The following is a 24,021-nucleotide window of genomic DNA, read 5'->3' on the forward strand; positions in this document are numbered from 1 at the left end:
GTTCTGGAGCGCCTGCAGCGTACAGGCGGCAAGGCATTGGAGAACGGCCCGCCCGGTCTGGGACGTGACTGCGGCGGCAATGGCCGAGCGGAGTTTCGGTGCCTGCGTTCGTTCCGTGACGTCGGACATGCGGCGAGCTCCCTGTGTATACGGACGGGGGGTATGTTCCCCGATTCAGTCTACATACCCCTGGGTGGTATCACGGCTGGCTGAAACATTCTCCTTCATCCGTTCCTTGCCGGTCGAGTTGTGATCAAAAGCTTGCAGCATTACCCCCAGGGGGTGTACTTCTGAATACCCCATCAGGGTATCTGGAGTGTGGGGAGACCGGCCGGGCCGTTCCCGGACCGAACCCTCCGTACCGTTCCGGCGCACCGGATCCCGATGCCCGACCACTACCAAGGGGAGACAGCGGACGATGACCGAGGCACGTGGCTACTGCACCCTCTGCAAGTCACGCTGCGGCGCGATCTACACCATCGAATCGGGAGCCATGGTCGGCGTGCGCCCGGACCCCGACCACCCCACGGGCGCGGCGCTGTGCCCCAAGGGCCGGGCGGCACCCGAACTGGTGCACAGCCCGGCCCGTCTCACCCGCCCGCTGCGCCGCACCACACCGCGGACCGACCCCGATCCCAAGTGGCGGGAGATCGGCTGGGAGGAGGCGATGACGGAGATCAGCAGCCGACTCGCGGAGTTCCGCGACACCACGGGGCCGGAGTCCGTCGCCTTCTCGGTGACCTCGGCCAGTGGCACGCCGATGAGTGACGCCCTCGAATGGGTGGAGCGGTTCGTCCACCTCTACGGCAGCCCGAACATCTCCTACTCGACCGAGATCTGCAACTGGCACAAGGACTTCGCCCACGCCTTCACCTTCGGCAGCGCCCAGCCCCCACCCGACTTCCCGCACACCGACCTGACCGTGATGTGGGGGCACAATCCCGCCAAGACCTGGCTGTCCCGGTCGGTGGCCCTGGCCGAGGCACGCGCGCGGGGAGCCCGCTTCGCCGTCGTCGACCCGCGCCGGACGCCCGCCGCGATGCAGGCCGACCACTGGCTGCGGGTGCGGCCGGGCACCGACGGCGCCCTCGCCCTCGGACTGGCCGACCTCGTGCTGCGCCGCCACGGCGGCGACCAGGAGTTCCTGAGGGCCTGGACCAACGGGCCGCTGCTGGTGCGCGAGGACGACGGCCGCTTCCTGAGGGCCGACGAACTGACCCCCGACGGCGTCGGCCACGTGGTGTGGGACGAGCACGCCGGCCGGCCCGAGCCCTACGACACCACCCGGGCCGCCCCCGCCCCGCAGCGGTTCGCCCTGCGCGGCACCCACCGGGTCCGCACCCGCTCCGGAACGGTCACCTGCCGGCCGGCGTTCCAGCACTACCTCGACGCCGCGGCGGCCTGGCCGCTGGAACGCACGTCCTCGGTGACCGGGGTGGACACCGACACGCTCATCGCGTTCGCCGACGACCTGGCCACCTCGCGCGCGGTCAGCTACGGCACATGGACCGGGGTCGGCCAGCACGTCGACGCGACGCAGACCGAACGCGCCATCGCCACCCTGTACGCACTCACCGGCTGCTACGACGCACCCGGCGGGAACGTGGTCCTGCCACAGCAACCGACCACCAAGGTGTCCCTGCCGCCCGTGCCCGAACAGGCGGCGAAGACACTGGGGCTCGCCGAACACCCCCTCGGCCCCCCGGCATCCGGCTGGATCTCCGCGCGGGCCCTGAGCAGGGCGATCACGGAAGGGGAGCCGTACCGCGTACGGGCCCTGGTCTCCTTCGGCGGCAACCTGCTGCTGTCGCAGCCCGACCCGGTACGCACCGCCGAGGCCCTGCGACAGCTCGAATTCGGCGTGCACATCGACCTGTTCGAGAACCCCACCGCCCGGTTCGCCGACATCCTCCTGCCCGCCAACACTCCCTGGGAGCGGGAAGGGCTGCGCGCGGGCTTCGAGATCTCGCAGCAGGCCCAGCAGCGCGTGCAACTGCGCCCCCGCATGCTCGACCCGCTCGGCGAATCCCGCTCCGACCTGGAGATCGCCTTCGACCTCGCCTGCCGCCTCGGCCTCGGGGACGAGTTCTTCGACGGAGACATCCAGGCGGCCTGGAACCACCAGCTCGAACCCCTCGGCCTCACCGTGGACGACCTGCGCGCGGTCCCCGGCGGCGTGGACGTGCCGCTGCCGATGCGGTACCGGAAGTACGCCGAGACCACGCCCGACGGGCAGGTCACCGGATTCGCCACCCCGACCGGGCGGGTGGAGCTGTACTCACAACGGCTGCTCGACCACGGCTACTCCCCGGTGCCCGAAGCCGGCGAACCGCCCACCGACCCCGACTTCCCACTGACACTGAGCTGCGCCAAGAACGGGTACTTCTGCCACAGTCAGCAACGCGGACTGGCGTCACTGCGCAAACGCTCACCCGAACCCCTCGTCGAGATCGGCGAGCGGGTCGCCGCGGACCGGGGCATCACCGACGGCGACATGGTGGAGATTGCGACACGCAACGCCACCGTGCGGATGCGCGCCCGGGTGGACCCCGGCCTGCACCCCGACACCGTGGTTGCCGAGTACGGGTGGTGGCAGAGCACTCCCGACCTGGCACTGCCCGGATCGGACCCGCTGGCCGACGGCGGACAGAACTACAACCTGCTCGTCGGCGACGCCGCACACGACCCGATCAGCGGCTCGGCACCGCTGCGTTCGACGGCCTGCGACGTCCGCCGGAAACCGACCGGAACATGGTCCGGCCCGCGCGATTTCGTCGTCGAGGCGTCCGAGGAAGTGACCGAGGACGTACGGGAGTTGCTGCTCCGCCCGGCCGACGGCGGCCCGCTTCCGGAGTTCCGCCCCGGCCAGCACATCACCGTCGCCGACGCAGGTTCCCCGGACGTCACCCGGGCGTACTCGCTGACTGGTGCGGCCCGGGGCGACGACCTCGCGACGTACCGGCTGGCCGTCCGGCGGATCGAGGGCGGCGCGTTCTCCCCGCTCGTGCACCGCAGCTTCACCGCCGGGGCCCGCGTACGGGTGACCGCTCCTTCGGGCCTGTTCGCCATCCCGGTCGACCACAGCCAACCGGTGGTGCTGATCGCGGCCGGCGTCGGCATCACCCCCTTCCTCGGCCACCTCGAAACGCTCGGGTCCACCGGGGGTTCGGTCCCCGAGGTGGTCCTGCACTACGGCAACCGCAACAACAGGACCCATGCGTTCGCGGACCGGCTTCGGGAACTGGCCGAAGCGATACCGCAGTTGACGGTGATCGACCACTACAGTCGCCCGACGGCCGAGGACGTGGAGGGGGTGCACTACTCGGTCCGCGGCCGGATCACCGCCGACGCGGTCGACGAGGAACTGATCCGCCGCCGCGCCCGCTTCTACCTGTGCGGACCCCAGGAGATGATCGATGACGTCACCACCGGACTGAAGGCGCGCGGAGTGCCGGGCTTCGACATCTTCGCCGAGAGGTTCCAGGTCACCACCCGGAATGTCGAGGTCCCGGCGGATGCCACCGCGACCGTGCGCTTTGCGCGCTCGGAACGCGAACTGACCTGGACCCGGGCGGACGGCACCCTGCTCGAACTCGGTGAGAAGGCAGGGCTGAAGCTGCCGAACGGCTGCCGCCTGGGGCAGTGCGAGAGCTGCGCCGTCACCGTCCTGGGCGGACGGGTCGCCCACCTGGTGGCCCCGGCCGAGGACCTGCCCGACGACCAGGTGCTGACCTGCCAGGCGGTGCCGGTCACGGACGTCGTGCTCGACGTCTGAGGCCGGCCCCGTTCCGGGTGGTGCGACCGGGCGCCCCTTCCGGCGCCCGGTCACGCCGGACGGGCCGCGCCGGCTCGTCGATCACGGCCGGGACACCAGCAGGTGGACGGCGAGCCCGACGATCACGGCACTGGACACCAGGGCGGTGGACAACCGGCCATGAGGACCCGTCAGCACTCGGCCGAGCAGGGCCCCGCCACCGGCGAGCAGCAGTTGCCAACTGGCGGAGGCCGCGAAGGCCGCCAGGACGAACACCGCCTCGCTCCAGCGGTCCGGTGCGGTGGCGCCCTGACCGGCGAGCACCAGGGCCGCGAAATAGATCACGGTGATCGGGTTCATCAGCGTGATGCCCAGGAACCCGAGATACGCCCGCACCGGACTCGTCGGTTCGCGGTTCGCCCCATCAGCGTCCCGCCGCCCGCGGTACACGGCGACGGCCGTCACCGCGCTCCGGCACGCCAGCGCGAGGAGCACCACGGCCGAGGCCAGACGCAGGGGCGGCGCGATCGGCTCGATGACGGGCGCGAGCGCCGAACCCCCGGCCACCGAGATCAGCGCGTACAGGCCGTCGGCGGTCGCCACGCCCAGCGCGGCACAGGCACCGACCCGCAACGACGTCCGCGCGGTGAGGGCCACGAGATACGTCGCGACCGCTCCCACCGGCATGGCGATGCCATAACCGGCCAGGAGCCCGGCGACCAGGGCCGCGCTCATGTGCGGTGCGGAGCCGGCCCTCCCGGACAGCCGGACTGCTGTCGGCCCGGTCCCGCGACGGCGGCGGAGGGCATCGGCAGCAGGGAAGCAGTCGTCGTGGTCATGGGCAGATTCTTGAGGTCGTCAGGTCGGCAGGGCAACCCGATAAACGGACGTCCCGGCCCGGACGGAGGCTCTCGCGCCGCTCACCGCCCACTACCCTCGACCGAGGGAAGTCACAACAGGGGCGGGCGATGGACAACAGGATTCGGCTGATCAGCGACGGCGACGGACTCGCGGTCATCGGGAGCCCGGCGGACGTCGAGCACTTCCTCGCCTCGGAGCGGCTGTTGTCACTGTCGAGGGACCTCGGACTGCGCCGCTTCGGATCTCTCCTCCGCGCCGGGGCCGGAGCGGCGCGGGCCGCCTCCGAGATCGCCGCCCATTCGGGGCGCTGGGTGAAACTGACCGAGGAGTCCGCCCAACTCGTCAAGAAGTTCGGGCTGATGGAGAGCAGGACGCCGGGCATCAGCCACGCGATGGTGGGAAAACCGGGGGCGATCGGCTCATGGCTCCAGATCGTGCAGGGGCCCGGTTCGTTCCTGACCGGTCCGGCGGTTCTCACCGGTGCCGCGGGGATCATGGCGCAGCTCGCGCGGCAGCACGAGATGGGCGAGATCAGGGACTGTCTCGCGGCGATCGACCGGAAGATCGACGACGTGATCCGCGCCCAGAAGGACGCCGAGCTGGGGAAGATGTCCGGAGCGGGCCTCGACATCGAGTCCGCCATGACGGTCCTGGAGATGGAGGGCCGGGTCGACGACGACACCTGGTCGACCGTCCAGGCCAGGACCCACACGATCACGGACGCCCTGGGGTGGGCGCTGCGCCGGTTCGACGCACTCGCGGAGAGGGCGGAGGGCACGACCGGGAGCGGTGATCTCGTCCGGACGGTCAGGAAGGCGGAGTCCGAGGTCCAGGAACTGCTCGTCGTCGTGGCCCGCTGCTTCGAACTGCAGGCCGCGCTCGACGCGTTGCGACTGGCGAGGGCGCTGGCAGAGTCCCCGGACGTGCTGGAGGGGCGTCGGCGCGCGCTGGCCGTCGACCGGCGCAGGCGGCGGGAACTCGTCTCGGAGAGGATCGAACACCTGATGGCACGCATGGACACGGCCGCCGGCAGGGCCAACTCCAATGTGCTGCTGCACCTGCCCGCGCACCGGGCGGTGGTGGGCTCGGTCAACCGCATCGGCGTCACCGTCGACGGATTCCACCGACCGCTCGGGATCGAGTCCGCCCGGCCCGCGCTGGAGACGACACGCTGGTGGGACGCGGCCCGGGACCCGGCGCAATTGAGGAACGCGGCCGCGGAGGCGGGACGCAAAGCGGTCGTGGGAGCGGTGGGCGTGGCGATCGTGGGAGCCACGGGGGCCCTGGCGAAGGGGGCATACGGCGGCCGGGACCTGACCGGAAACGGGACGCCGGGGTGACCGACGTCAGGGTTCCAACCGTTGCTACGGTGGGTGGATGCCGATACGAGGACATGAGGACGAAGCCCTTGTCGAGGCGTGGGAGGCACTCACCCGGTGGCTGGCGGAACACGCCCCCACCTCGTACGCCTCCCTGCTGCCGCCGGTGCCGGAGGAGGACCTCGCCGCGGCGGACGACTGGCTGGGGCGACACCTCGGTCACGGGCTGCCCGCCGAACTGAAGGCGTTGTGGCGGCTCTGCGGCGGGGTGGAGCACCAGGAGATCGAGGGCGACGAGGAGGGAGAGGTCGGCTCGGGGGCCTTCCTGCCCGGCGGGATCATCCTCACTCCGGAGCAGGCCATGTCCGCGGTGTTCCTCAACGGCAGCAGGGGGTGGGGCGCACCGGTCGTTCCCTGGCTCACACGGGACGAGGCCGGGCCTGAGAGCGGCCACTACGCAGGCCCTGAAGGTGTCGGCTCCTGGGCGCTCCCCGAGGGGATCGAAGCTCCGAAGTACCCGTCGATCGCCGCTTATCTGGAGGAAGTTCACCACACCCTGACGGCGGGACCCGCGGATCCGGCGGACCGGTCCGACGTGCCGGGCATCGTCCATCACTGCCTGATCTGGGACGACCCGCGGAACTCGTGGCTGATGGAGGCCGCCGAGCACTGGGTGCCGGTTCACTGAACGCGGCCGGCCGGCCGAGTGGAGGCGCGGCCGGCGGTGCGAACGATGAAGTCGATCTGCGGAGCCGCAGCGGGCCGTGCGGCGACGCCGCGGTCCGTTGGCGGTCAGGCGGAGAGCCGTGCCAGGATGCGTGGATGGACGACCTCGTACGCAATTGGACGCGCGTCGAGAACTGGCATCGGCAACACCGATGTGCCGGCACGCTCCTCGAACTGCATCCGCCCGCTTCGGAGGAGGCCGTCCAGTCCCTCCGCCGGGTCATCCCCCATCTGCTCCATCCGCATCTCGTGCAGTGGCTCGGCATCCACGCGGGCGCGCCCCTGTACGACGCTCCCGTCTGGCCGGGGGGCCACGTTCCGTACGACCTCGAAACGCTCATGGCCGGACCGGCGTACATGGCGGAGATGCTCGCGGAGTGGGAGGAGCAGCGCGACGAGGATCCCGAGGTCTGGATCCAGGAACCGTGGGCGGACCCCTTGTGGCTGCCCGTCGCCGGTACGCACACCGGGGAGAGCCTCGTCGTGGACCACCGGCCCGGCGACGGCTTCGGCACCGTCATCGAGATCGACTACGAGGGCAACGAGGTCGTCGCGGCCCGCTGGAGGAGCCTGGGGGAGATGATCCGGTTGATGGCCGATTCGCTGGAATCGGGAGAGGCCATGCCGTACGCGCGCGAGTACGTGCGCGTCCCACGCCTGGACGAGGGCCCGCCCCGTCGTCTCACCTGGGCGTTGGAGAAGTCCTGGGGAGAGGGCCGCGGGGGCGGTCGCTGAGGGCTGTCCCGCGATCCCCGGCGGGCGCGCGACTGGTCGGTGTGGGAACCGACTGTCCCGTACGCCGTGAGATGGGTGTCATGCGTGATCCGGCGCCCATCGGGCGCACCCTTCTTGGCGGACGGGCCGGGTGAGCCCTGTAGGTTCACCCCGTACACCCCCCGTCCGGAAGGAACCGCTCGTGCCCAGTCCTACGCGCATGCTCGTGGGCACCGTCCCGGCGGTCGGTGCTGCCGGATGCACCGCCACCGAGTACCGCGACGCCACCACGGCCGGGCCCGCCGGTCCGGCCGCGTCACCGCGCCCCCGCGCGGCTCCGACGGGAGGCGAGTCGGCCGTCCGGCTCGAGCTCCACTCCCGCGCCACCCCCGTCACCACTGCGGAGGTACAGCGGTGAACGAGCAGGACGCGATCGCTGCGGCGTGGGACCGTATCGAGACGTGGCTCCGGGAGCATGCGCCGCGGACACTGGGGACGCTGAACGGCCCGGTCGACGAGCATGAGATCCGTGAGGCGGAGCAGGTGCTCGGGGTGTGCCTCCCGCCCGGTCTGGTGATGTCGTTGCGACGACATGACGGAGCGTGCGGTCAGTCGGCGGACGAGGAAGTGGACCCGGCCGCGTTCTGTCTCCCTTCCGAGCACCGCCTGCTGCCGCTGTCGGAGATCGTGGCCCGGACGCTGCTGCTGCGCTCCGTGGAGGGCGGTGGCGGGGAGTGGTGGCATGCGGGTTACCTCCAGGTCGCCTCGTACGACATCACGACTGACGGCACGGTCCTCGACTGCCGGGAAGGCGAGACGTACGGCCGGGTGGGGGACTTCTCCCGTACGAGCGGCACGTCCTTCGACGGCCCCGCGGATTTCGGCGCTCTCCTGGAGGCCACCGCCATGGCGCTCGAGGAGGGCCGCGGTGTGCTGATCGACCTGGACGAGGAAGAGGTCGACGAGGACGACCCGAATGCCGCGCCGCTCCGGGAGCGGGCGGTGATCTGGGACTGATTCCCCGGGACACGGGCGACGAGGAAGGGGCGGCACGGAGTGATTCCGTGCCGCCCCTTCTCATGTTGTCAGGTCATCAGGGCTTGAGGGTGCACTTGACTGTGGCGCCGGAGGCGTCACAGTCGTCCAGGCCCTTGATGTCGACCCAGTAGTAGTCCTTGTCGAGCATCCGGAATTCCGGCACGAACGTCGAGCCGAACCGGTTCATCGCGCCGGAGTTGACCCAACCGGACATCGAGGACCGGCCGCATACCTCCGACCACGTCGGGTCCGCGTAGCGGAGATCGTTGAGGAGCTGGGTCCTGGTGGCGTAGGTCTGCACGCACTCGGCGCCGCGCAGCTCCCCGACGGGGTTGGTGCCGCCCAGGTTCGCCGGCATGCCTCCGGACTGGTAGGTGGCGTTGAACGCGTACTCGTCGCAGGACTTCGTGTCGTTGCCGCCGGTGCTGATCAGCTCGGGGAACTCCCCGGTCTGCGGGTGCTTGACGAACTTGCCCTTGCCGGTGCGCGGGCAGATCACCTTGCGGTTGGACTTGTCCGGGACGATGTTCGGTGCGTTGCGGGCCTGGTTGGGCAGATAGCGCAGCGGGGAGAGCGGGTCGCGGCCGTAGTGGCCGGGCATCTTCTGCTGCATCAGCCAGGCGTGCGCGGCCGCGGCCGGGGCCTTGGCGCTGTTGATGGCGTACCCGGGGACGTAGTACGGGAACACGCAGCCCGGTGCCTTCGTCGTGGACAGCTTCGCCTTGTCGCAGCGGGCGGTGAACGCCGGAGTCGACAGGTGCGGTTGCGTCGGCACCGAGATGCCGGGCAGTTGCGAGCTGAAGTAGCCGTACACGCTCAGCGGCAGCTCCTTGGACAGGTCGGCGTCCTTGGTGGACGCGGCGTCGGGCACGCTGCCGTTCCACTTCACCGTGGCGTTGCCCTGCGCGAGGTCGCTGTCGAGGGACCCGGCCCATGACGGGTTGCGGCCGGACTCCCAGTCGAAGCCGGTGTCGCCGTCGGCCTCCGTGCACGCGGTGCCGGGGCACTTGGTGCTCATGGCGATGTTGATCGCGCCGGGCTGCGCCGGGAACGGAAGGTAGGGGGCGGACGATCCGAAGACCGGCGTCATCTGCACCCACTGCTTGATCTCGTCGCCCTCACGGTCGAGCTTGATCTGCCACATCAGCTCGTACTCCTGGTGGTAGATCTTCGGAGGGCTGGTCGCGTTGTCGAGGACCTCGACCTCCCACTTGTACAGCAGGCACGCCTCGTCGCGGGTGACGAACGACTTCTGTGCCGTCAGGGTCGGGTCGCACCACGAGCCGGTGATGACGGGCCCGGTGTAGCCCGCCGCGGCGGACGCGGCAAGGCCGCTCCTGCTCTTGCGCAGAACGCCGTCCTCGGCGTCGATCCTCTTCAGCGAATCGGCTGCGGCCTTCGTGCGCTGCCTCAGCGGCGTCACCTTCAGCGTGGTGCCGTTCTCGGAATACGTCCGCGGCTCGGTGAGCCCGGCGTCGCGGGCCGCGGCGGCGAGGGGCGAGTTCTCCCAGCCACCCCACCCGAACGCGGGCATGGGGTCGTTGCTGTACGTCGGCTCGGGGGCGTTCGCGACCGGGGTCGGGAGGTTGATCTCGACCTTGTGCGGGCGGGTCACATCCGCACCACCGGCGATGAACCCGTACGGCAGGACCGGCCCGACGTTGGCCGCGCGGTCGACCGCCTGCACCTCCAGCTCGTGGGCGCCGTCCTCTGCGGGCGTCACGGCCACGGCCGCGGTCGTTCCCGTCCCGGCCGGGGTCGTGCTGACCGTGGTGAACGTGCCGGAGTCCGGTACGTCGTCGTCATCGGTGTCGGTCCCGTCGAGACGGACCCGGACGGTGTTCGCGTCATTGGAGGCCGTCACGTCGAACGTACCGGTGATTCCCGCGCCGCCGCCGACCCAGTCCTCCGTGTAGGTCGACGACGTCACCGACGACGGCACGGCCGGTGCGGTGGTGTCGACGACGAACTGGGTCCAGGGGGACCAGCTGAGGTTGTAGTGGGTTCCGTCGTAGGCGTTCGTACGGAACTTGTACGTCCTGCCGTCCTTCAACTGTCCGGCCGGGACGGTGACGGAGGCCGGCTTGCCCGAGTCGACGAAGTCGGACACGATCAGGCCCTCGCCCGAGGGCGTGGTGATCGGGGTGTCGGTGGCGGCGTCGTAGACCTGGAAGGTGCCGTTGACCTTGTCCCCGTCGGGGTCGGTGAACGTGTCCCGCAGGGTCGGGGTGGTGGTGTTGACCGCCCATACGCCCGCGTACGACTTGAACGGCGCGCCGGCCTGCCGGTTCGTGCCGTCCGAGGGGCGGTAGTTGTAGGTGACCGACAGCTTGGGCTGGTTGGCCGTGTTGTTCGCGGAGTTGACCCGCTTCCAGGCCTTGATGTCGTCGGTCGCCGCGCGCAGGCCCATGTGGCCGCGGGTGGCCTTGGCCGAGGCCCAGGACTGGACGAGGGTGTCGACGTCGGCGTTGATCCACCCGTCGGGCTGGGTGGCGGCGCAGTCCGGGTTGCCCTTGGTCTGGGTGGAGGAGTGGTACTCCTGCTTCCAGTCGGGCTGCGAGGCCCAGCGCGAGGACGTGGAGGGGGCGCCGGTGTCCCAGACGGTCCACTTCTGCGCGACGCAGTCGGTGTTGCCGGAGTGGAAGTTCCACAGCGCCAGGTTGGTGTCGACGATCAGCGCGTCCTGGATCGGCGTGGTGTTCCAGGTGATGAACGAGCGTGCGGTGCGCGGGGTGCCGTCGGAGTTCTTCGTTCCCGGGTTGCCGAAGTCGAGTTCGGTGTCGTTGGACCAGTCGACGGTCTCGCCCTGCTGCACGTACGTGTCGAAGGTGTTCGACAGCGCGGAGGTCGACGGGTCGACGGTGACCGGATACTTCGTCTTCGGGTCGGCGAGGAACTCCGCCGAGGGGGTGACGACCAGGTCGACCTCGCCGGTGCCCCTGGGGACCACCTTCATGTCGACGCGCGCCCGGTTGGTGTGTTCGCCGGAGCGCTTGTCGACGGCCGAGTCCCACATGACCGGGGCGGGCATGGTGGCGCGCCGGGCACCGGTTTCGGCGTCGGTGAAGGTGACCGAACCGTCCTTGTTCGCCTTCGCCTCCAGGCCCTTCGCCCTGACCGGCAGGGTGTAGGAGTAGGCGCCGGTGGGCCGTTCGCCGATCTCGACGAACTGCTCGAAGCCGGTGCGGGTGGCCTCGACGACGACGTCGGCGCCGGGCACGGCGTTCCTGTACCGGGCGCGGGTGCCGTCCAGTTCGGGCTTCGGCAGACCGCCCTTCCACCGGAGGGCCACCTCGTCGTCGCCGCTGCCCAGGGTTACCAGGTCCCGGGCGGGGGCGTCCTGCGCGGCGCGCAGCGACTTCGGAGGAGTGCCGCTCCCGCCGCCCAGTCGCAGACCGCCCGGGTGGGCCTTGGGCACGACACTGCCGTCGGCGGCCTCGGTGAGGGTGGCGTCGGCCTTTTGCCACGCGCCGTTCTTCCAGACCCGCTCGGGACCGGCGGTCAGTTCGGTGGTGAGGGTGCCGTCCGGATTGGCGACGGTGTAGGTGGTGGGGGTCGTCTCGTCGGTGGCGACGACCTTCTTCCCGGTCTTCTTCGCCCGGGCGATCGCCCAGGCCGTCGAGCCCTTCGCGTGCTCGGCCGCCCAGGCCAGGTCCGACTCCCATATCTCCTGCCGGGAGGGGGACTTGGCGGATGCGGTGGCGGTCGGTGCGCTCGGTTCGTCCGGCGCGGCCACGGCCGTCTGGCCGGATATGAAGGCGGCCTCGGCCGCGAGCACCAGGGCGGATGCCAGGGCGATGCGCGCTCTTCGGCGCCGTGGGCCGGGACGTCCGGCCGTATGTCTGGACATGGGTGAGTCGTCCTTTCCGGACCCTGCCGTTCGGCGGGATCACAGGGGGACGCTAACGGTGGTCCAGACAAATCCTGTGGGCGGAATGCAACATTCCGCGTGACCGTCGACATGGTTGCCCGGCGGAAGTGCGCGTTCCGTGGAGGTTTTCCGACGGTCGTGCAGGTTCCGTGGCAACCGGCGGACGGTGGGTTTGGCCGTCGGGGAACGGGAGTTGGGGATCGATGAGGGTCCGTCACGCACTTCCCGGCGGGGCCTGTCGCGCCCTGGCCGGCAGGGTTCGCCGTTGTGTCCCGGGCGGGGTCCGCCGTGTGCCCCCGGCGGGCCCGTTCCCGCCGGGGACACACGCGTCTACCTCGGCGGGGGCAGGGCCTCGAAGGCGCCCATCAGGAGCGGGTCCACGGTGCCGGAACGGCGGATCGCGCGGGGCGGGCGGGCCTGGAGGGTGGGGCCGACGGCCCGCAGCAGGTTCAGGTACGCCGCCTGGGTCTCGGCCGCCGGGTCGATGCCGAGCTCCTCGGCGAGCACCTCGCGCAACTGCTGGTACGCGCGCAGGGCGTCCGCCCGGTTGCCGGCCGACGCGTACGCCGCCATCCGGCAGCGGTAGGCGCTCTCCCGGAACGGCGCGCGGCGCACCGCCTCGTCCGCGTACCGCACCCCGTGGTGCTCATCGCCCAGGGCCGAGGCGGAGAGGCTCGCCAACTCCAGTGCGTTCAGGCGCAGTTCCTCCACCCGTTCCCGGACGCTGCTGACCCACTCGCCGTCGTGCGCCGGCAGGAACGAGCCGCGCAGATTGGACACCGCCCCGGCGGCGAGCTGTTGTGCCACGGGGTAGGCGTGCTCGGCGAACGCCTCCTGCGCCTCGGTGACCGCCGCGTCGGCCGCCTCCAGGTCGACCGCCGCGTCGTCGGGCAGTCGCAGCAGATAACGCCCGCTGTGGGCGACCAGCGGTGTCCCGCCCGGCTTCTGGTGCGGATCGCTGACGTAGCCGCGCACCCGGCTGACGACGCTGCGCAGGGCCGATGCCCAGGTCTCGGGCAGTCCGTCCGGCCACACGGTGTCGGCGAGCTGGTCGCGGCCGGTCCCCGAGAAGCGTTCCAGTACCAGCCGGGCGAAGGCCACCTGGGCCTGGGCGCTCGACAGGTGCTGGGGCGGGGCTCCGTCGTGCTCGATGGTGACGAGTCCTACGAGTCTGATCAGCAAATCTGGCTCCCCAAGACATCGGCGGCTCCCCTTGGCCGAAAGCGCGTGGGTGCGGCACGGAATGGATCGTGGACCATTTCGGGGACGATCGCAGGATCGCCACTCCTTTTACATTCTCTTTCCCGTGCATTCGACCGTACCGGCGGTCGGTCGGCCTGTTCAACCATGGCCGTAAACATACCGGGGCGAATAGTCGGAACCGTTCCTTCCGGTATTTGGCGACTCGTCGTTCGACCTTTTCACGAATGAAATTCGAGCCACCCGTGCCCGTATTGCGCGCGTCTTGCGGCCGCCCTCTAGAAATGACGTCGCGTTGGGACAAGGGAAAGAAGCCGAACGAAGTCGTGGAAGAGGAGACGCACGTGAACGCACCCGGAGCATGGGAACGCCTCGAACCGAAACTGGCGGCCACCCGGCGGCGGGTGCAGGCGCTCGAATCGGAGCCCGAACGCCGCAACAGTTTCGTCGCCTACACCGTAGAACGCGACAGCGCCCACGCCGATCTCGACGGACGCCGGCTGCTGATGATGTCCGGATACAGCTATCTCGGACTCGCCGGTGACGAACGCGTCGTCGCCGCCGCCAAGGCCGCCGTCGACCTCTACGGGACCGGCAACCACGGGGTGCGCGCGCTGGCCGGATCCATTCCGCTGCACGAGGAGCTGGAGGCCGAGGTCGCCCGGTTCGCCGAGCGCGAGACGGCCATGGTCTTCGGTTCCGGCTACGCGGCCAACGTCGGCACCGTGGGCGGCCTCGTCGGCGCGGGCGACACCGTCTTCATCGACAAGTACGACCACGCCTCGATCGTCGACGGCTGCCGCCTCTCCGGTGCCACCGTCACCCGCTTCCGCCACAACGACGTCGACCACCTCGACCGCAGGCTGCGGGCCGCCGGACCCGACGGCGTACGCCTCGTCGTCGTCGACAGCGTCTACTCCATGGACGGCGACATCGCCCCGCTGCCCGAACTGCGCAAGGTGTGCGACGAACACAACGCCCTCCTGATGGTCGACGAGGCACACGCGCTCGGCGTCATCGGCGCCACCGGACGCGGCATCGAGGAGCACTTCGACCGGAGCGTCGAGGTCGACATCAAACTCGGCACGCTCTCCAAGGCCATCCCCTCCATGGGCGGCTGGGTCGCGGGACCCGAGCGGCTGATCGGCCATCTGCGGTACGCGGCAAGGCCGTTCCTGTTCTCCGCCGCCCTCGGCCCCGCCCAGGCCGCCGCCGCCCTGGAATCGCTGCGCATCCTGCAACGCGAACCGGAACGGGTCGCGCACATCCAGCACCAGTCCGAACGGCTGCGCGCCCTCATCAACGCCGGGGGACTGCGCACCCAGGACAGCGAGACCGCGGTCCTGCCGCTGATCGCCGGCTCGGACGAGGCGGCGTACGACCTCGCCACCGCCTGCCGCCGCAACGGCGTCATCGGACTGCCCGTGGTCACCCCGGCCGTCCCCAACGACCTCGCCCGGCTCCGGATCGCCGTCACGGCCCGCCACACGGAGGCCGACATCGACTTCGCCGCCGAGGTCTTCCTCAAGTCCGCCCGAGAGTGCGGCATCCTCCCCGCCCGATAGGACGTACCCCCATGGCGACCTCCACCGGACCAGCGGTCGTGATCACCGGCATCGGCGTGGTCACCCCCGCGGGCTGCACCCCCGACGAGCTGTGGGCCGGACTGCGCGCCGGCCGGTCCACCGCGGCCGGGCTCACCCACCTCGACCTGACCCGCCACCGGGTGCGCATCGGCTGCCGGGTCCGCGGCCTCGACACCATGGACCTGGTGCCCGCGAAGGACGCCCGCCGGATGGACCCGTTCGCGCTGTACGGGACGACCGCCGCACTGGCGGCCCACCGGGACGCCGGCTCCCCGGCCCCTGACCCGGGCCGCACCGCGGTCGTCGTCGGCAACGCGGTCGGCGGACGGGCCACCAGCGACCGGGAGTCCGCGCTGTTCACCGCGGACGGCCCGCACCGGGTCAACCCGCTGATGCCGCTGATGACCATGCCCAACGCGGCCGCCGCGCAGATCGCCATGCGACTGGGCTGGACGGGCCCCGCCACCACCATCGCCACCACCTGCGCCAGCGGCGCCGACGCCATCGGCCAGGCGGCGCTGCTGCTGCGGACCCACCGGGCCGACGTGGTCGTCGCGGGCGGCTGCGAGTCCACCCTGACCCCGGTCACCCTGGCGGGCTTCGGCAACCTGAACGCCGTCTCGCTGCGCAACGACGAGCCGGACCGGGCCTCGCGGCCGTTCGACGCCGACCGCGACGGGTTCGTCATGGGGGAGGGGGCCGGCTTCGTCGTCCTGGAACGGGCCGACGACGCCCGGGCGCGCGGCGCACGCGCCTACGCCGAGGTCGCCGGGTACGGCGCCACCTCCGACGCCCACCACCTGTCGATGCCGCTGCCGGACGGCGCGGGCGCGGCCGGTGCGATGACCGCCGCCCTCGCCGAAGCGGGCCTCGCCCCGTCCGACATCGCCCATGTCAACGCCCACGGCACGTCGACCCCGCACAACGACCGGGCCGAGGCCGCCGCCCTGACGAAGGTGTTCGGCACCACCGGCCCACCGGTCACCGCCCCCAAGGGCGTCATCGGCCATCTGATCGGCGCCGCGGGCGCCGTCGAAACGATCGCGGCCGTGCTGGCGATGCGGGCCCGCGAGGTACCGCCCACCGCCAACCACGAACGCCTCGAACCAGGAATGGACATCGACGTGGTCCACGGAGAACCCCGCCCCATCGCCTCGGGCCCCGCCCTGTCGAACTCCTTCGGCTTCGGCGGACACAACGCCTCGCTGGTGGTGGTGCCGGCATGACGACGACGGCCGGGACACCGCGCACCGCCGGACGCACCGCCACCGCCGAGGAGATCGCCGCCTACCGGGCCGCAGCCCGCGCGGGACTGCCCCCGGCCGCGAACGACCAGGCGTCACCCGTGCACGCCTTCGTGCTCGCCCACGCGGAGGCCGACCGCACCGTGCGGTCACTGATCGCGGGCCAGGAGGCATCGGTCGTCCACCTCGGACAGGACATCCGGCTGCGGCGGCCGGTACGGCCCGGCGAGAGCGTCGGCATCACGCTCGACGTGCTCGGCGCCCGGCGCGAACCGCGCGGTACCCGGGTCGCCGTACGCACCCGGCTCACCGGCCACGACGGCACCGAATTCGCCGAACTGGTCACCGGGGCCCTCCTCGTGGGCGCGAACGGCATCGAACCGTTCGGCGAGATCCCCCAGGGCAGTGCCCCGCCCCCCTCCGGACCACCCGGCGAACCGGCCACCACCACCCACGAGTTGACCCCGGACGGCATCCGCGCCTACGCCCACGCCTCCGGCGACCTCAACCCCATCCACCTCGACACCGCCGCCGCCCGCGCCGCCGGCTTCGAGAACGTCATCGCCCACGGCATGAGCGTCGTCGCCCTGGTCTGCGAGGAGATCGCCGACCGGTACGCGCACGGCGACATCGCCCGCATCCGCGTCGTCAGCGGCCGGTTCTCCGCCCCCGTCCCCCCGGGCGAACCGCTCGACATCACCCTCCGGCCCGACGCCGACCGCACCGTCGTGCGGTTCACCTGCCGCACCGCCGGAGGAATCGCGGTCAAGGCCGGCCGGGCCGAGATCGCCCCCGCACCGGAAGGAGACGGCCCCCATGGCTGACACGCCCCCGAGGCCCCCGGCCGGCGGGCTCCTCACCGGCTTCCTCACCCACGTCCGCGAGCGCCCCGACGCACCCGCACTCCTCCAACACGGCGAGGAGACGACGTACCGCACGCTGTACGAGACGGCCGGCCGCGAACGCGAACGCCTCGCCCACCTCTCCCTCGCCCCCGGCGAACCCGTCGGCGTCCTCGCCCCCAAGTCCCCCGGCACCATCGCCCTCGTACTGGCCTGCCTGCTCACCGGACGGCCCTTCCTGCTGCCGTCCCCGGCGCTCGCCGACACCCAGCTCGCCGAACTGTTCGCCCAGGCCGGCTGCCGGCACGTCCTCGCCCCCCGCGGCGAACCGGAACGCGCCCTGCCGCCGGGTACCGCCGAACCGATCCCGCTGCCCGCCGGCACCACCTTCATGCTCACCACCTCCGGCTCCACCGGACTGCCCAAGATCGTCCCGCTGGGCCGCGACGCCGTGGACCGGTTCACCGCCTGGGCCGGCCCGGCCTTCGGCATCGGCCCCGGCACCACCGTCCTCAACCACGCACCGCTCAACTTCGACCTGTGCCTGTTCGACGTCTGGACGACACTCGCGCACGGCGGCCGGGTCGTCCTCGTCGACCCGTCGGTCGCCGCCGACGGCCGACGCGTCCTGGACCTGGTGGCACGGCACGAGGCGGACATCGTCCAGGCCGTGCCGATGCTGTACGGCCTGCTCGCCGACGCCGCCCGCAAGGCCGGGACCGCCCTGCCCTCCGTACGGCACGTCCTGTTCACCGGCGACGCCGTGCCCGACCGCACCTTCGCCGAGCTGCCCCGGCTCTTCCCGAACGCGCGGCTGTACAACGTCTACGGCTGCACCGAGACCAACGACAGCTTCATCCACGAGGTCGACACCGGCACCACCGCGTTCCCGCCCGTCCCCGTCGGCCTCCCGCTGCCCGGCGTCCGGGCCCTCGTCCTCGACGACCGCGGCGCCCCCGTCGAGGGCCCCGGCTCCGGCGAACTGTACGTCTCCACCCCCTTCCAGGCACCCGGATACCTCGACCCCACCCGCCACCGCGGCAAGTTCACCGGCCACCCGCTCGGCCTCGACGACCGCCCCTGGTTCCGCACCGGCGACCTGGTGCGCCGCGACGCCGACGGCCGGCTCCACCTCACCGGCCGCGCCGACTTCCAGGTCAAGGTGCGCGGCGTCGCCGTCAACACGGCCGAGATCGAACAGGTGCTGCTGCGCCACCCCGCCGTCCTCGAGGCGGGCGTCGTGGCCCGGCCCGACCCGCTCACCGGCCGCACCCTCGTCGCCGGGGTCCGCCGCGCCCCCGGCACCGGGCTCAACAGCCTCCAGCTCAAGGAGCACTGCGCCCGAGGCCTGCCCGGGGCGGCCGTCCCCACCGTCCTGCGGATCACCGACGAACCGCTCCCCAAGACCTCCACGGGAAAGGTCGACCGCAACGCGCTCGACCGCCCCGCCGAGCGGCGCCCAGCAGTCACGAACGAAGGAAGGACGTCATGAGTCACACCACCACCATCAAGAGGTTCGTCATCGACGAGTTCCTGCCCGACCTCGGCGCCCACGAGCTCGCCGACGACCACGACCTCCTCTCGGACGGCGTCATCGACAGCCTCGGCGTGCTGAAACTGATCGCCTGGGTCGAGGACCACTTCGAACTCGCCGTCGGCGACGCCGACCTCGACCCCAACAACTTCCGCAGCGTGGCGGCGATCGACGCGTTCATCGCGGACTCCCGCCAGGGGGTGACCGGCTAACCATGCACGACGCGCTCACCGGGCTGCTCGCACGGCGTCCGGTGGCCGAGCGCGAGACCTGGCGGTCACTGTGGGACCGGCTCGGCGACGGCTCGCTGGACAAGGAGCAGGCCGTCGCCCTGCTGGCCTCACTGACCACCCGGCTCCCCGGCCCCGAGACCCTGCACGCCCTGCGGGAATCCCTCCTCGAACGGCGGCCCGCCGTGCCCGCCGGCCACTGGCACGGCACCGTCAACGTCGTCGGCACCGGCGGCGGCCCCGCCACCTTCAACATCTCCACGGCGTCCGCGTTCGTCGCGGCGGCCATGGGCGTACGGGTCGTCAAGTCCGGTTCGCGCGCCTACACCTCCGGCCTCGGCTCGGTCGACCTGCTCGAACGCCTCGGCGTACGGCCGACCGCCTCGTACGAGCAGACCGAACGGGCCCTGGAACGGTACGGGATCGCCTTCACCGGACCCTTCGTCTACCCGGTCGAACTGGCCCGGCTGGCCCGCACCATCGCACCGACCGGCATGAAACCCTTCGGCCGCTTCCTCAACGCGCTCGGTCCCTTCCTCGCGGACCTGCCCACCTCGGCCCAGGTCACCGGCGTCTCGCACACGATGCCCCACGCCGCGCTGCGGGCCCTGGCGGACCGGGTGACGGACCGGCGGATCTGGTTGACCACGAACCCCGAGGGGGCCGACGAACTCCTTCCCTTCACCGACAACACCATCCACACCAACGACCCCGCCGACCGGGAGATCCTGCTCAAGTACGGCCAACTGATCGCCCCGGACGGTTCGTTCGACGAACTGCGCCCCGTCGATCCCGCCGCCGCAGCCGGCCACTTCCTGGACGTGCTCGGCGGCGACACCACCGCCACCGTCACCCGGACCCTCTGCCTCAACGCCGCCGCGCTCGCGATGGCGAGCGGCCACAGCACCGGCTGGCGCCCCGCGCTCGCGGCCGCCGAACGCGCCGTCGCCGGCGGAGCGGCCCGCGAACTGGCCGAACGGATGCGGGCCCGGACCACCCTGGCAGGAGCAGGAGCAGGAGCAGGAGCAGGAGCAGGAGCAGGAGCAGGAATCGGAGCCGGAACGGGGGCACGCCGTGGCTGACTTCTTCGTACGCGACCACAACGGCACAGGCCCCGGCCTCGCCCTGTTCCTCAACGCGGGCGACCCGCCCCTCGACGTCCTGGAGGACCTCGTCCTCATGCTCGACGAGGAGGGCGTCGACTGCCTGGAACTCGCCGTCCCCTTCCCCGACTCCGTCACCGACGGACCGGTCATCCGGCGCTCCGCGCGCCGCGCCCTGGACCGGGGCACGGACCTCGACGCCGTACTGGAGTTCATCGCCCGCGTCCGCCCCCGGCTGCACCGGCTGCGCATCGCCCTGCTCACCGACTGGAGCCACTCCCTCAAGCACCGGGACCTGGCGGACGCCACCTGCGACATCGCCGCGAGCGGTGCGGACGGACTCCTCGTCCACGCCCTGCCGCCGCGGCTGGGCACCGCGTACCACGCGGCGGCCCGCGACGCCGGACTGCCCGTCGTGACCACCTGCTACCAGAACAGCCCCGCGGCGACCATGGACCGGGCCGCGGCCCACGCCTCCGCCTACCTCTACCTCGTGGCCCACTACGGACGCAGCGGCACCGCCCCGGTCGCGGGACACACCGCGCTGGCCGGCACCGTCGCAGCGCTCCGGGCCCGTACAGCGTCCCCGATAGCCGTCGGCTTCGGGGTCAGGACCCGCGACGACGTGGCGGCCGTCCATGCCTGCGGGGCCGATGCCGTGATCATCGGCTCCGCCGGTGTCGAACGGATCGAGCGTGCCCTCGACGGGGGCGGCGATCCGGTCACCGGCTTTCGCGACTTCGTCCGGTCCGTCCAGCCCGTGCGGCAGGCCGTCGGGGCCACCGCACCAGACAGAAACAGGAGTTGAGCAATGATCATTCGTGACATCGAGGACGTGAAGACCGTCGAGTGGGGCAACGGTCTGAGCCGCCGCTTCCTGCTGGCCTCGGACGGCGTCGGCTACTCCCTCACGGACACGGTCGTCCGGGCCGGCACCAAGTCCCGCCTGGAGTACCGCAACCACCTCGAATCCTGCTACTGCATCGCGGGCTCCGGCGAGGTGGTCGAACTCGACGGCACCTCGCACCCGATCACCCCCGGCGTCCTGTACGCGCTCGACAAGCACGACGCCCACTACCTGGTGGCGAGCCCGCACGAGGACCTCCGGCTCGTCTGCGTCTTCAGCCCGGCGCTCCAGGGCGACGAGGTGCACAGCCTCGACGCGCACGTGTCCTCCGCGTACTGAAGAAAGCACCTGTGAAGGCGGTTCCCAGTGATCCGATGGAACACCGACCAGGCCGACCTGCGGGAAGGCATGGCACGGTGGGGTGAGGCGCTCAGCGCCGACCACCTGGAACAGGACGAGCGCGCCGCGTTCTCCCGGGACAAGTGGAAGCTCGTGCAGAAGACGGGCATCCTCGCTCTGCCCTTCGAGGAGCGGTACGGCGGCCTCGGCCAGTCGCTCCTCACCACCATGTACGTGCTCGAAGGACTCGGCGAGCACTGCCGCGACGCCGGACTGAGCTTCTCGGTGACGACCACCCTGGCCAGCACCGGCGTGCCCCTGGAGAAGTTCGGCACTCCCGAACAGAAAGAGAGGTACCTGCCACTGATCTGCTCCGGCGAGATGATCGGCGCCCACGCCATCACCGAGGCGGAAGGCGGCTCCGACGCGATGGCGATGACCACGCGCGCGGAGCGGGACGGCGATCACTACGTCCTGACCGGCGGCAAGACGTTCGTCAGCAACGGTCCCGTCGCCGACGTGTTCGTGGTGTACGCCCGGACCCGTCCCGACGGCGGGGCGCTCGGTGTCACCGCGTTCCTGGTGGACCGCGACACCCCGGGCCTGACGGTCGGCGAACCGGTCAAGAAGATGGGTCTGCGCACCTCGCCGCTGAGCGAGCTGTACTTCGACGGGTGCCGGGTGCCCAGGGACCGGGTCCTGGGCCGGGTGGGGGGCGGATTCATCGTCCTCGACCACGTGATGAAGCGGGAGATCCTGTTCTCCTTCATCGTCAACGCCGGCGAGATGCGACACCGCCTGGAACGCATCGTGGAGTACGCGAAGACCCGCAAGTCCTTCGGACAGCCGATCGGTTCGTACCAGTCGATCGCCAACAAGATCGTCGACACCAAGATCGGCCTGGAGACGGCACGGAAATGGCTGTACGACACCGCGGAACGGCTCGTCGCCGGCGAGAACGTCACCACGGACCTGGCCATCGCCAAGCTGCTCACCAGTGAGTCCAATCTGGCCAGCAGCATCACCGCCGTCCAGATCTTCGGAGGACATGGCTACATGACCGAGTACGGGCTCGAACAGGACGTCCGCAACGCGGTGGGCGGCACGATCTACTCGGGCACCAACGAGATCCAGTACAACCGGATAGCCTCGATGCTCGGACTGGGCAAATGACCGAGGCACCCGCACCGGTGCTCAAGGTCTGCGGGGCCACGGCCCCGCAGGACATCGAGGTACTGGCGGCCGCCGGTGCCGACCGTGTCGGACTCTGGCACGGCGTACCCGGCGGCCCGGCCGATCTGCCGGAGCGCGAGCTGGCCGCCCTCGCGGCGGCGGCCCGCGCCACCGGCGTACTCGAACCCGTACTGGTCACCTTCCTCGACGACCCCGACGCCCTGGCCGGTGCCGCGCGCCGCGCCGGGGTGCCCCGGCTGCAACTGCACGCCTATCAACCACCCGCATTCGTACGGGCGTTGCGCGCGGCACTGCCCGACGCCGTACTGATCAAGGTCCTGCACGTACGGGACGGCAACTGCCTGGAGCGCCCGCTGATCGGCGCGTACGAACGGGCGGGCACCGATCTGTTCCTGCTGGACGCGACGGCCGGGGACGGCCGGGTCGGCAGCACCGGGCTGCGACTGGCCGAGTCCGATGTGCTGGCCCTCGCCGAACGGTTCACACTGCCGTTCTGGCTGGCCGGCGGCATCACCCCGCGCAGCAGGACCGACTGCGCCGCCGTCGCGGACCATCCGCGCTTCTGCGGGATCGACGTGGACACCGCGGCCCGTGACGGGCGGGGCCGTTTCGACGCGGACGCGGTGACCGCCCTGGCCCGTGCCTGGCGGACCGCCCGGCACCCCGTCCCGCACCCGAAGGAGCACCCATGACCTCCCGCTTCGTCGAGGCCCTGCTGACCGCCGAGCGCCCGCTGATCATGGAGGTGAAGCGGCGGGACGCCCACGGCATCGACCTCATCGCGGGCCGCACCCCCGCGGACATCGTCGCCGCCTACGAGGCGGCGGGCGCACCATGCATCTCGGTGGTGACCGGCCGTTGGTTCGCGGGCACGACCGAACTGCTCAGGGACGTCGCCCGGCTCACCGAACTCCCCCTGCTCCAGAAGGACTTCATCACCCGACGCGACCAGATCGCCGCAGCCGGGGAACTCGGCGCATCGGCCGTCCTGCTCACCGCCGCACTGCTGCCCGCGTCGAGCATGCGCACCCTGGTGGAGACCGCGCTGCGCACCGGGCTGACCCCGTTCGTGGAGATCACCGACGAGGCGGAACTGGAGACGGTCCCGTACGCCGCCGAATGCGTGATCGCCGTCAACAACAAGGACATCACCGCGCGCGAGCGGGACGTCGGCGACATCGGCCGCAGCCTCGACCTGCTGCCCGCGCTGCGGGCCGCGGGCACCCCCTGTCCGGTCAGCGCCAGTGCCATCGACAGTCCGGAGAAGGCCGCCCGGCTGCTGGCCGCCGGGTACCGGGGCCTGCTGATCGGCACCGCACTGCTGCGCGCCACCGACCTGCACGCCTGGCCGACGTCCCCGCACCGCCTGCCCACGGGGTGAGGGGCGGGGACGGTGACGCGGACGGCCCGCCCCGGGCCGCCGCCCCTCGGGTCCGGCTGGAGGCCCGGTGGAACCCTCCCCGCCCCGTGCCCGCTCCCGGTCCTCTCGCTCAAGGGGTCCGGGAGGGACGCTCGACGACCGCTCGGGAACGGGTCGAAACCACCTGGTTGTGTTCCGCGCGCGGCGTCTATGCTCTCTCCCGCTCGCGCGCCGAGCGATCGGCCGAAGTCCACAGTGA

20 protein-coding genes are annotated in these 24,021 nt (G+C 71.4%); 17 read left to right on the top strand and 3 right to left on the bottom strand.

Annotated elements, in window-relative coordinates; genetic code table 11:
- Positions 1-418: 418 nt before the first annotated feature.
- Positions 419-3,775 (top strand): molybdopterin-dependent oxidoreductase, encoded by a 3,357-nt coding sequence (locus tag ABZZ04_RS19045; protein ID WP_356933354.1) that lies wholly within the window; start codon positions 419-421, stop codon positions 3,773-3,775.
- Positions 3,776-3,856: 81 nt separating this feature from the next.
- On the opposite strand, the gene ABZZ04_RS19050 is transcribed toward ABZZ04_RS19045, so the two are convergent.
- Positions 3,857-4,489 (bottom strand): LysE family transporter, encoded by a 633-nt coding sequence (locus tag ABZZ04_RS19050; protein WP_356933355.1) that lies wholly within the window; start codon positions 4,487-4,489, stop codon positions 3,857-3,859.
- A gap of 233 nt (positions 4,490-4,722) precedes the next feature.
- Here ABZZ04_RS19050 and ABZZ04_RS19055 point away from each other — a divergent pair, with 233 nt between their 5' ends.
- The 5 genes from ABZZ04_RS19055 (at position 4,723) to ABZZ04_RS19075 (ending at position 8,391) form a co-directional block, all read left to right on the top strand.
- Complete coding sequence (locus tag ABZZ04_RS19055; protein ID WP_356933356.1) at positions 4,723-5,955, top strand: hypothetical protein; 1,233 nt, start codon at positions 4,723-4,725, stop codon at positions 5,953-5,955.
- A gap of 37 nt (positions 5,956-5,992) precedes the next feature.
- Positions 5,993-6,622, top strand: coding sequence for a hypothetical protein (locus ABZZ04_RS19060; RefSeq protein WP_356933357.1), 630 nt, complete (start codon positions 5,993-5,995; stop codon positions 6,620-6,622).
- 134 nt (positions 6,623-6,756) lie between these two features.
- On the top strand, positions 6,757-7,395 hold the full coding sequence (locus ABZZ04_RS19065; protein WP_356933358.1) for an SMI1/KNR4 family protein: 639 nt from the start codon (positions 6,757-6,759) through the stop codon (positions 7,393-7,395).
- Between the two features lie 181 nt (positions 7,396-7,576).
- The gene (locus tag ABZZ04_RS19070) at positions 7,577-7,792 is read left to right on the top strand and encodes a hypothetical protein (RefSeq protein ID WP_356933359.1); all 216 of its coding nucleotides are present in this window, start codon (positions 7,577-7,579) and stop codon (positions 7,790-7,792) included.
- The gene (locus ABZZ04_RS19075; RefSeq protein ID WP_356933360.1) at positions 7,789-8,391 is read left to right on the top strand and encodes a hypothetical protein; all 603 of its coding nucleotides are present in this window, start codon (positions 7,789-7,791) and stop codon (positions 8,389-8,391) included. Before ABZZ04_RS19070 ends, ABZZ04_RS19075 begins: the two co-directional genes overlap by 4 nt.
- 76 nt (positions 8,392-8,467) lie before the next feature.
- Here ABZZ04_RS19075 and ABZZ04_RS19080 read toward each other — a convergent pair whose 3' ends face one another.
- Positions 8,468-12,262 (bottom strand): DNRLRE domain-containing protein, encoded by a 3,795-nt coding sequence (locus ABZZ04_RS19080; RefSeq protein WP_356933361.1) that lies wholly within the window; start codon positions 12,260-12,262, stop codon positions 8,468-8,470.
- A gap of 351 nt (positions 12,263-12,613) precedes the next feature.
- Entirely contained in the window at positions 12,614-13,465 is an 852-nt protein-coding gene (locus ABZZ04_RS19085; protein WP_356933362.1) for a bacterial transcriptional activator domain-containing protein, read from the bottom strand.
- A gap of 362 nt (positions 13,466-13,827) precedes the next feature.
- On the opposite strand from ABZZ04_RS19085, the gene ABZZ04_RS19090 reads away from it, so the two are divergent.
- The 11 genes from ABZZ04_RS19090 to ABZZ04_RS19140 are packed head-to-tail and all read left to right on the top strand — an operon-like array spanning position 13,828 to position 23,783.
- The gene (locus tag ABZZ04_RS19090; protein WP_356933363.1) at positions 13,828-15,048 is read left to right on the top strand and encodes an aminotransferase class I/II-fold pyridoxal phosphate-dependent enzyme; all 1,221 of its coding nucleotides are present in this window, start codon (positions 13,828-13,830) and stop codon (positions 15,046-15,048) included.
- Positions 15,049-15,059: 11 nt separating this feature from the next.
- On the top strand, positions 15,060-16,295 hold the full coding sequence (locus ABZZ04_RS19095) for a beta-ketoacyl-[acyl-carrier-protein] synthase family protein (RefSeq protein WP_356933364.1): 1,236 nt from the start codon (positions 15,060-15,062) through the stop codon (positions 16,293-16,295).
- Positions 16,292-17,137, top strand: a complete 846-nt coding sequence (locus ABZZ04_RS19100) for a MaoC/PaaZ C-terminal domain-containing protein (RefSeq protein ID WP_356933365.1) — start codon at positions 16,292-16,294, stop codon at positions 17,135-17,137. The genes ABZZ04_RS19095 and ABZZ04_RS19100 overlap by 4 nt, the downstream gene beginning before the upstream one ends.
- Positions 17,130-18,647, top strand: coding sequence for an AMP-binding protein (locus tag ABZZ04_RS19105; RefSeq protein ID WP_356933366.1), 1,518 nt, complete (start codon positions 17,130-17,132; stop codon positions 18,645-18,647). Before ABZZ04_RS19100 ends, ABZZ04_RS19105 begins: the two co-directional genes overlap by 8 nt.
- Entirely contained in the window at positions 18,644-18,901 is a 258-nt protein-coding gene (locus ABZZ04_RS19110; protein WP_356933367.1) for a phosphopantetheine-binding protein, read from the top strand. Before ABZZ04_RS19105 ends, ABZZ04_RS19110 begins: the two co-directional genes overlap by 4 nt.
- 2 nt (positions 18,902-18,903) lie before the next feature.
- A complete protein-coding gene (locus ABZZ04_RS19115; protein WP_356933368.1) occupies positions 18,904-20,001 on the top strand; it encodes a hypothetical protein in 1,098 nt (365 codons plus the stop codon).
- Positions 19,994-20,830, top strand: a complete 837-nt coding sequence (gene trpA, locus ABZZ04_RS19120; protein ID WP_356933369.1) for a tryptophan synthase subunit alpha — start codon at positions 19,994-19,996, stop codon at positions 20,828-20,830. Before ABZZ04_RS19115 ends, trpA begins: the two co-directional genes overlap by 8 nt.
- Positions 20,831-20,833: 3 nt before the next feature.
- Complete coding sequence (locus ABZZ04_RS19125; RefSeq protein WP_148838537.1) at positions 20,834-21,208, top strand: ectoine synthase; 375 nt, start codon at positions 20,834-20,836, stop codon at positions 21,206-21,208.
- 27 nt (positions 21,209-21,235) lie between these two features.
- Positions 21,236-22,381, top strand: coding sequence for an acyl-CoA dehydrogenase family protein (locus ABZZ04_RS19130; RefSeq protein ID WP_356933370.1), 1,146 nt, complete (start codon positions 21,236-21,238; stop codon positions 22,379-22,381).
- Positions 22,378-23,094, top strand: coding sequence for an N-(5'-phosphoribosyl)anthranilate isomerase (locus tag ABZZ04_RS19135; protein WP_356933371.1), 717 nt, complete (start codon positions 22,378-22,380; stop codon positions 23,092-23,094). Before ABZZ04_RS19130 ends, ABZZ04_RS19135 begins: the two co-directional genes overlap by 4 nt.
- The gene (locus ABZZ04_RS19140; protein ID WP_356933372.1) at positions 23,091-23,783 is read left to right on the top strand and encodes an indole-3-glycerol-phosphate synthase; all 693 of its coding nucleotides are present in this window, start codon (positions 23,091-23,093) and stop codon (positions 23,781-23,783) included. The genes ABZZ04_RS19135 and ABZZ04_RS19140 overlap by 4 nt, the downstream gene beginning before the upstream one ends.
- Positions 23,784-24,021 lie beyond the last annotated feature (238 nt).

Origin of the sequence: Streptomyces sp. NPDC006435, assembly GCF_040612315.1 — a bacterium.
Taxonomy (GTDB): domain Bacteria; phylum Actinomycetota; class Actinomycetes; order Streptomycetales; family Streptomycetaceae; genus Streptomyces.

What these genes read in the sequence shown, in the direction of transcription:
- ABZZ04_RS19115 (WP_356933368.1), top strand. Translation starts at nt 18,904, where the DNA reads ATGCACGACGCGCTCACCGGGCTGCTCGCACGGCGTCCGGTGGCCGAG.
- ABZZ04_RS19045 (WP_356933354.1), top strand. Translation starts at nt 419, where the DNA reads ATGACCGAGGCACGTGGCTACTGCACCCTCTGCAAGTCACGCTGCGGC.
- ABZZ04_RS19105 (WP_356933366.1), top strand. Translation starts at nt 17,130, where the DNA reads ATGGCTGACACGCCCCCGAGGCCCCCGGCCGGCGGGCTCCTCACCGGC.
- ABZZ04_RS19095 (WP_356933364.1), top strand. Translation starts at nt 15,060, where the DNA reads ATGGCGACCTCCACCGGACCAGCGGTCGTGATCACCGGCATCGGCGTG.
- ABZZ04_RS19110 (WP_356933367.1), top strand. Translation starts at nt 18,644, where the DNA reads ATGAGTCACACCACCACCATCAAGAGGTTCGTCATCGACGAGTTCCTG.
- ABZZ04_RS19140 (WP_356933372.1), top strand. Translation starts at nt 23,091, where the DNA reads ATGACCTCCCGCTTCGTCGAGGCCCTGCTGACCGCCGAGCGCCCGCTG.
- ABZZ04_RS19065 (WP_356933358.1), top strand. Translation starts at nt 6,757, where the DNA reads ATGGACGACCTCGTACGCAATTGGACGCGCGTCGAGAACTGGCATCGG.
- ABZZ04_RS19050 (WP_356933355.1), bottom strand. Translation starts at nt 4,489, where the DNA reads ATGAGCGCGGCCCTGGTCGCCGGGCTCCTGGCCGGTTATGGCATCGCC.
- ABZZ04_RS19055 (WP_356933356.1), top strand. Translation starts at nt 4,723, where the DNA reads ATGGACAACAGGATTCGGCTGATCAGCGACGGCGACGGACTCGCGGTC.
- ABZZ04_RS19080 (WP_356933361.1), bottom strand. Translation starts at nt 12,262, where the DNA reads ATGTCCAGACATACGGCCGGACGTCCCGGCCCACGGCGCCGAAGAGCG.
- ABZZ04_RS19135 (WP_356933371.1), top strand. Translation starts at nt 22,378, where the DNA reads ATGACCGAGGCACCCGCACCGGTGCTCAAGGTCTGCGGGGCCACGGCC.
- ABZZ04_RS19125 (WP_148838537.1), top strand. Translation starts at nt 20,834, where the DNA reads ATGATCATTCGTGACATCGAGGACGTGAAGACCGTCGAGTGGGGCAAC.
- ABZZ04_RS19100 (WP_356933365.1), top strand. Translation starts at nt 16,292, where the DNA reads ATGACGACGACGGCCGGGACACCGCGCACCGCCGGACGCACCGCCACC.
- ABZZ04_RS19060 (WP_356933357.1), top strand. Translation starts at nt 5,993, where the DNA reads ATGCCGATACGAGGACATGAGGACGAAGCCCTTGTCGAGGCGTGGGAG.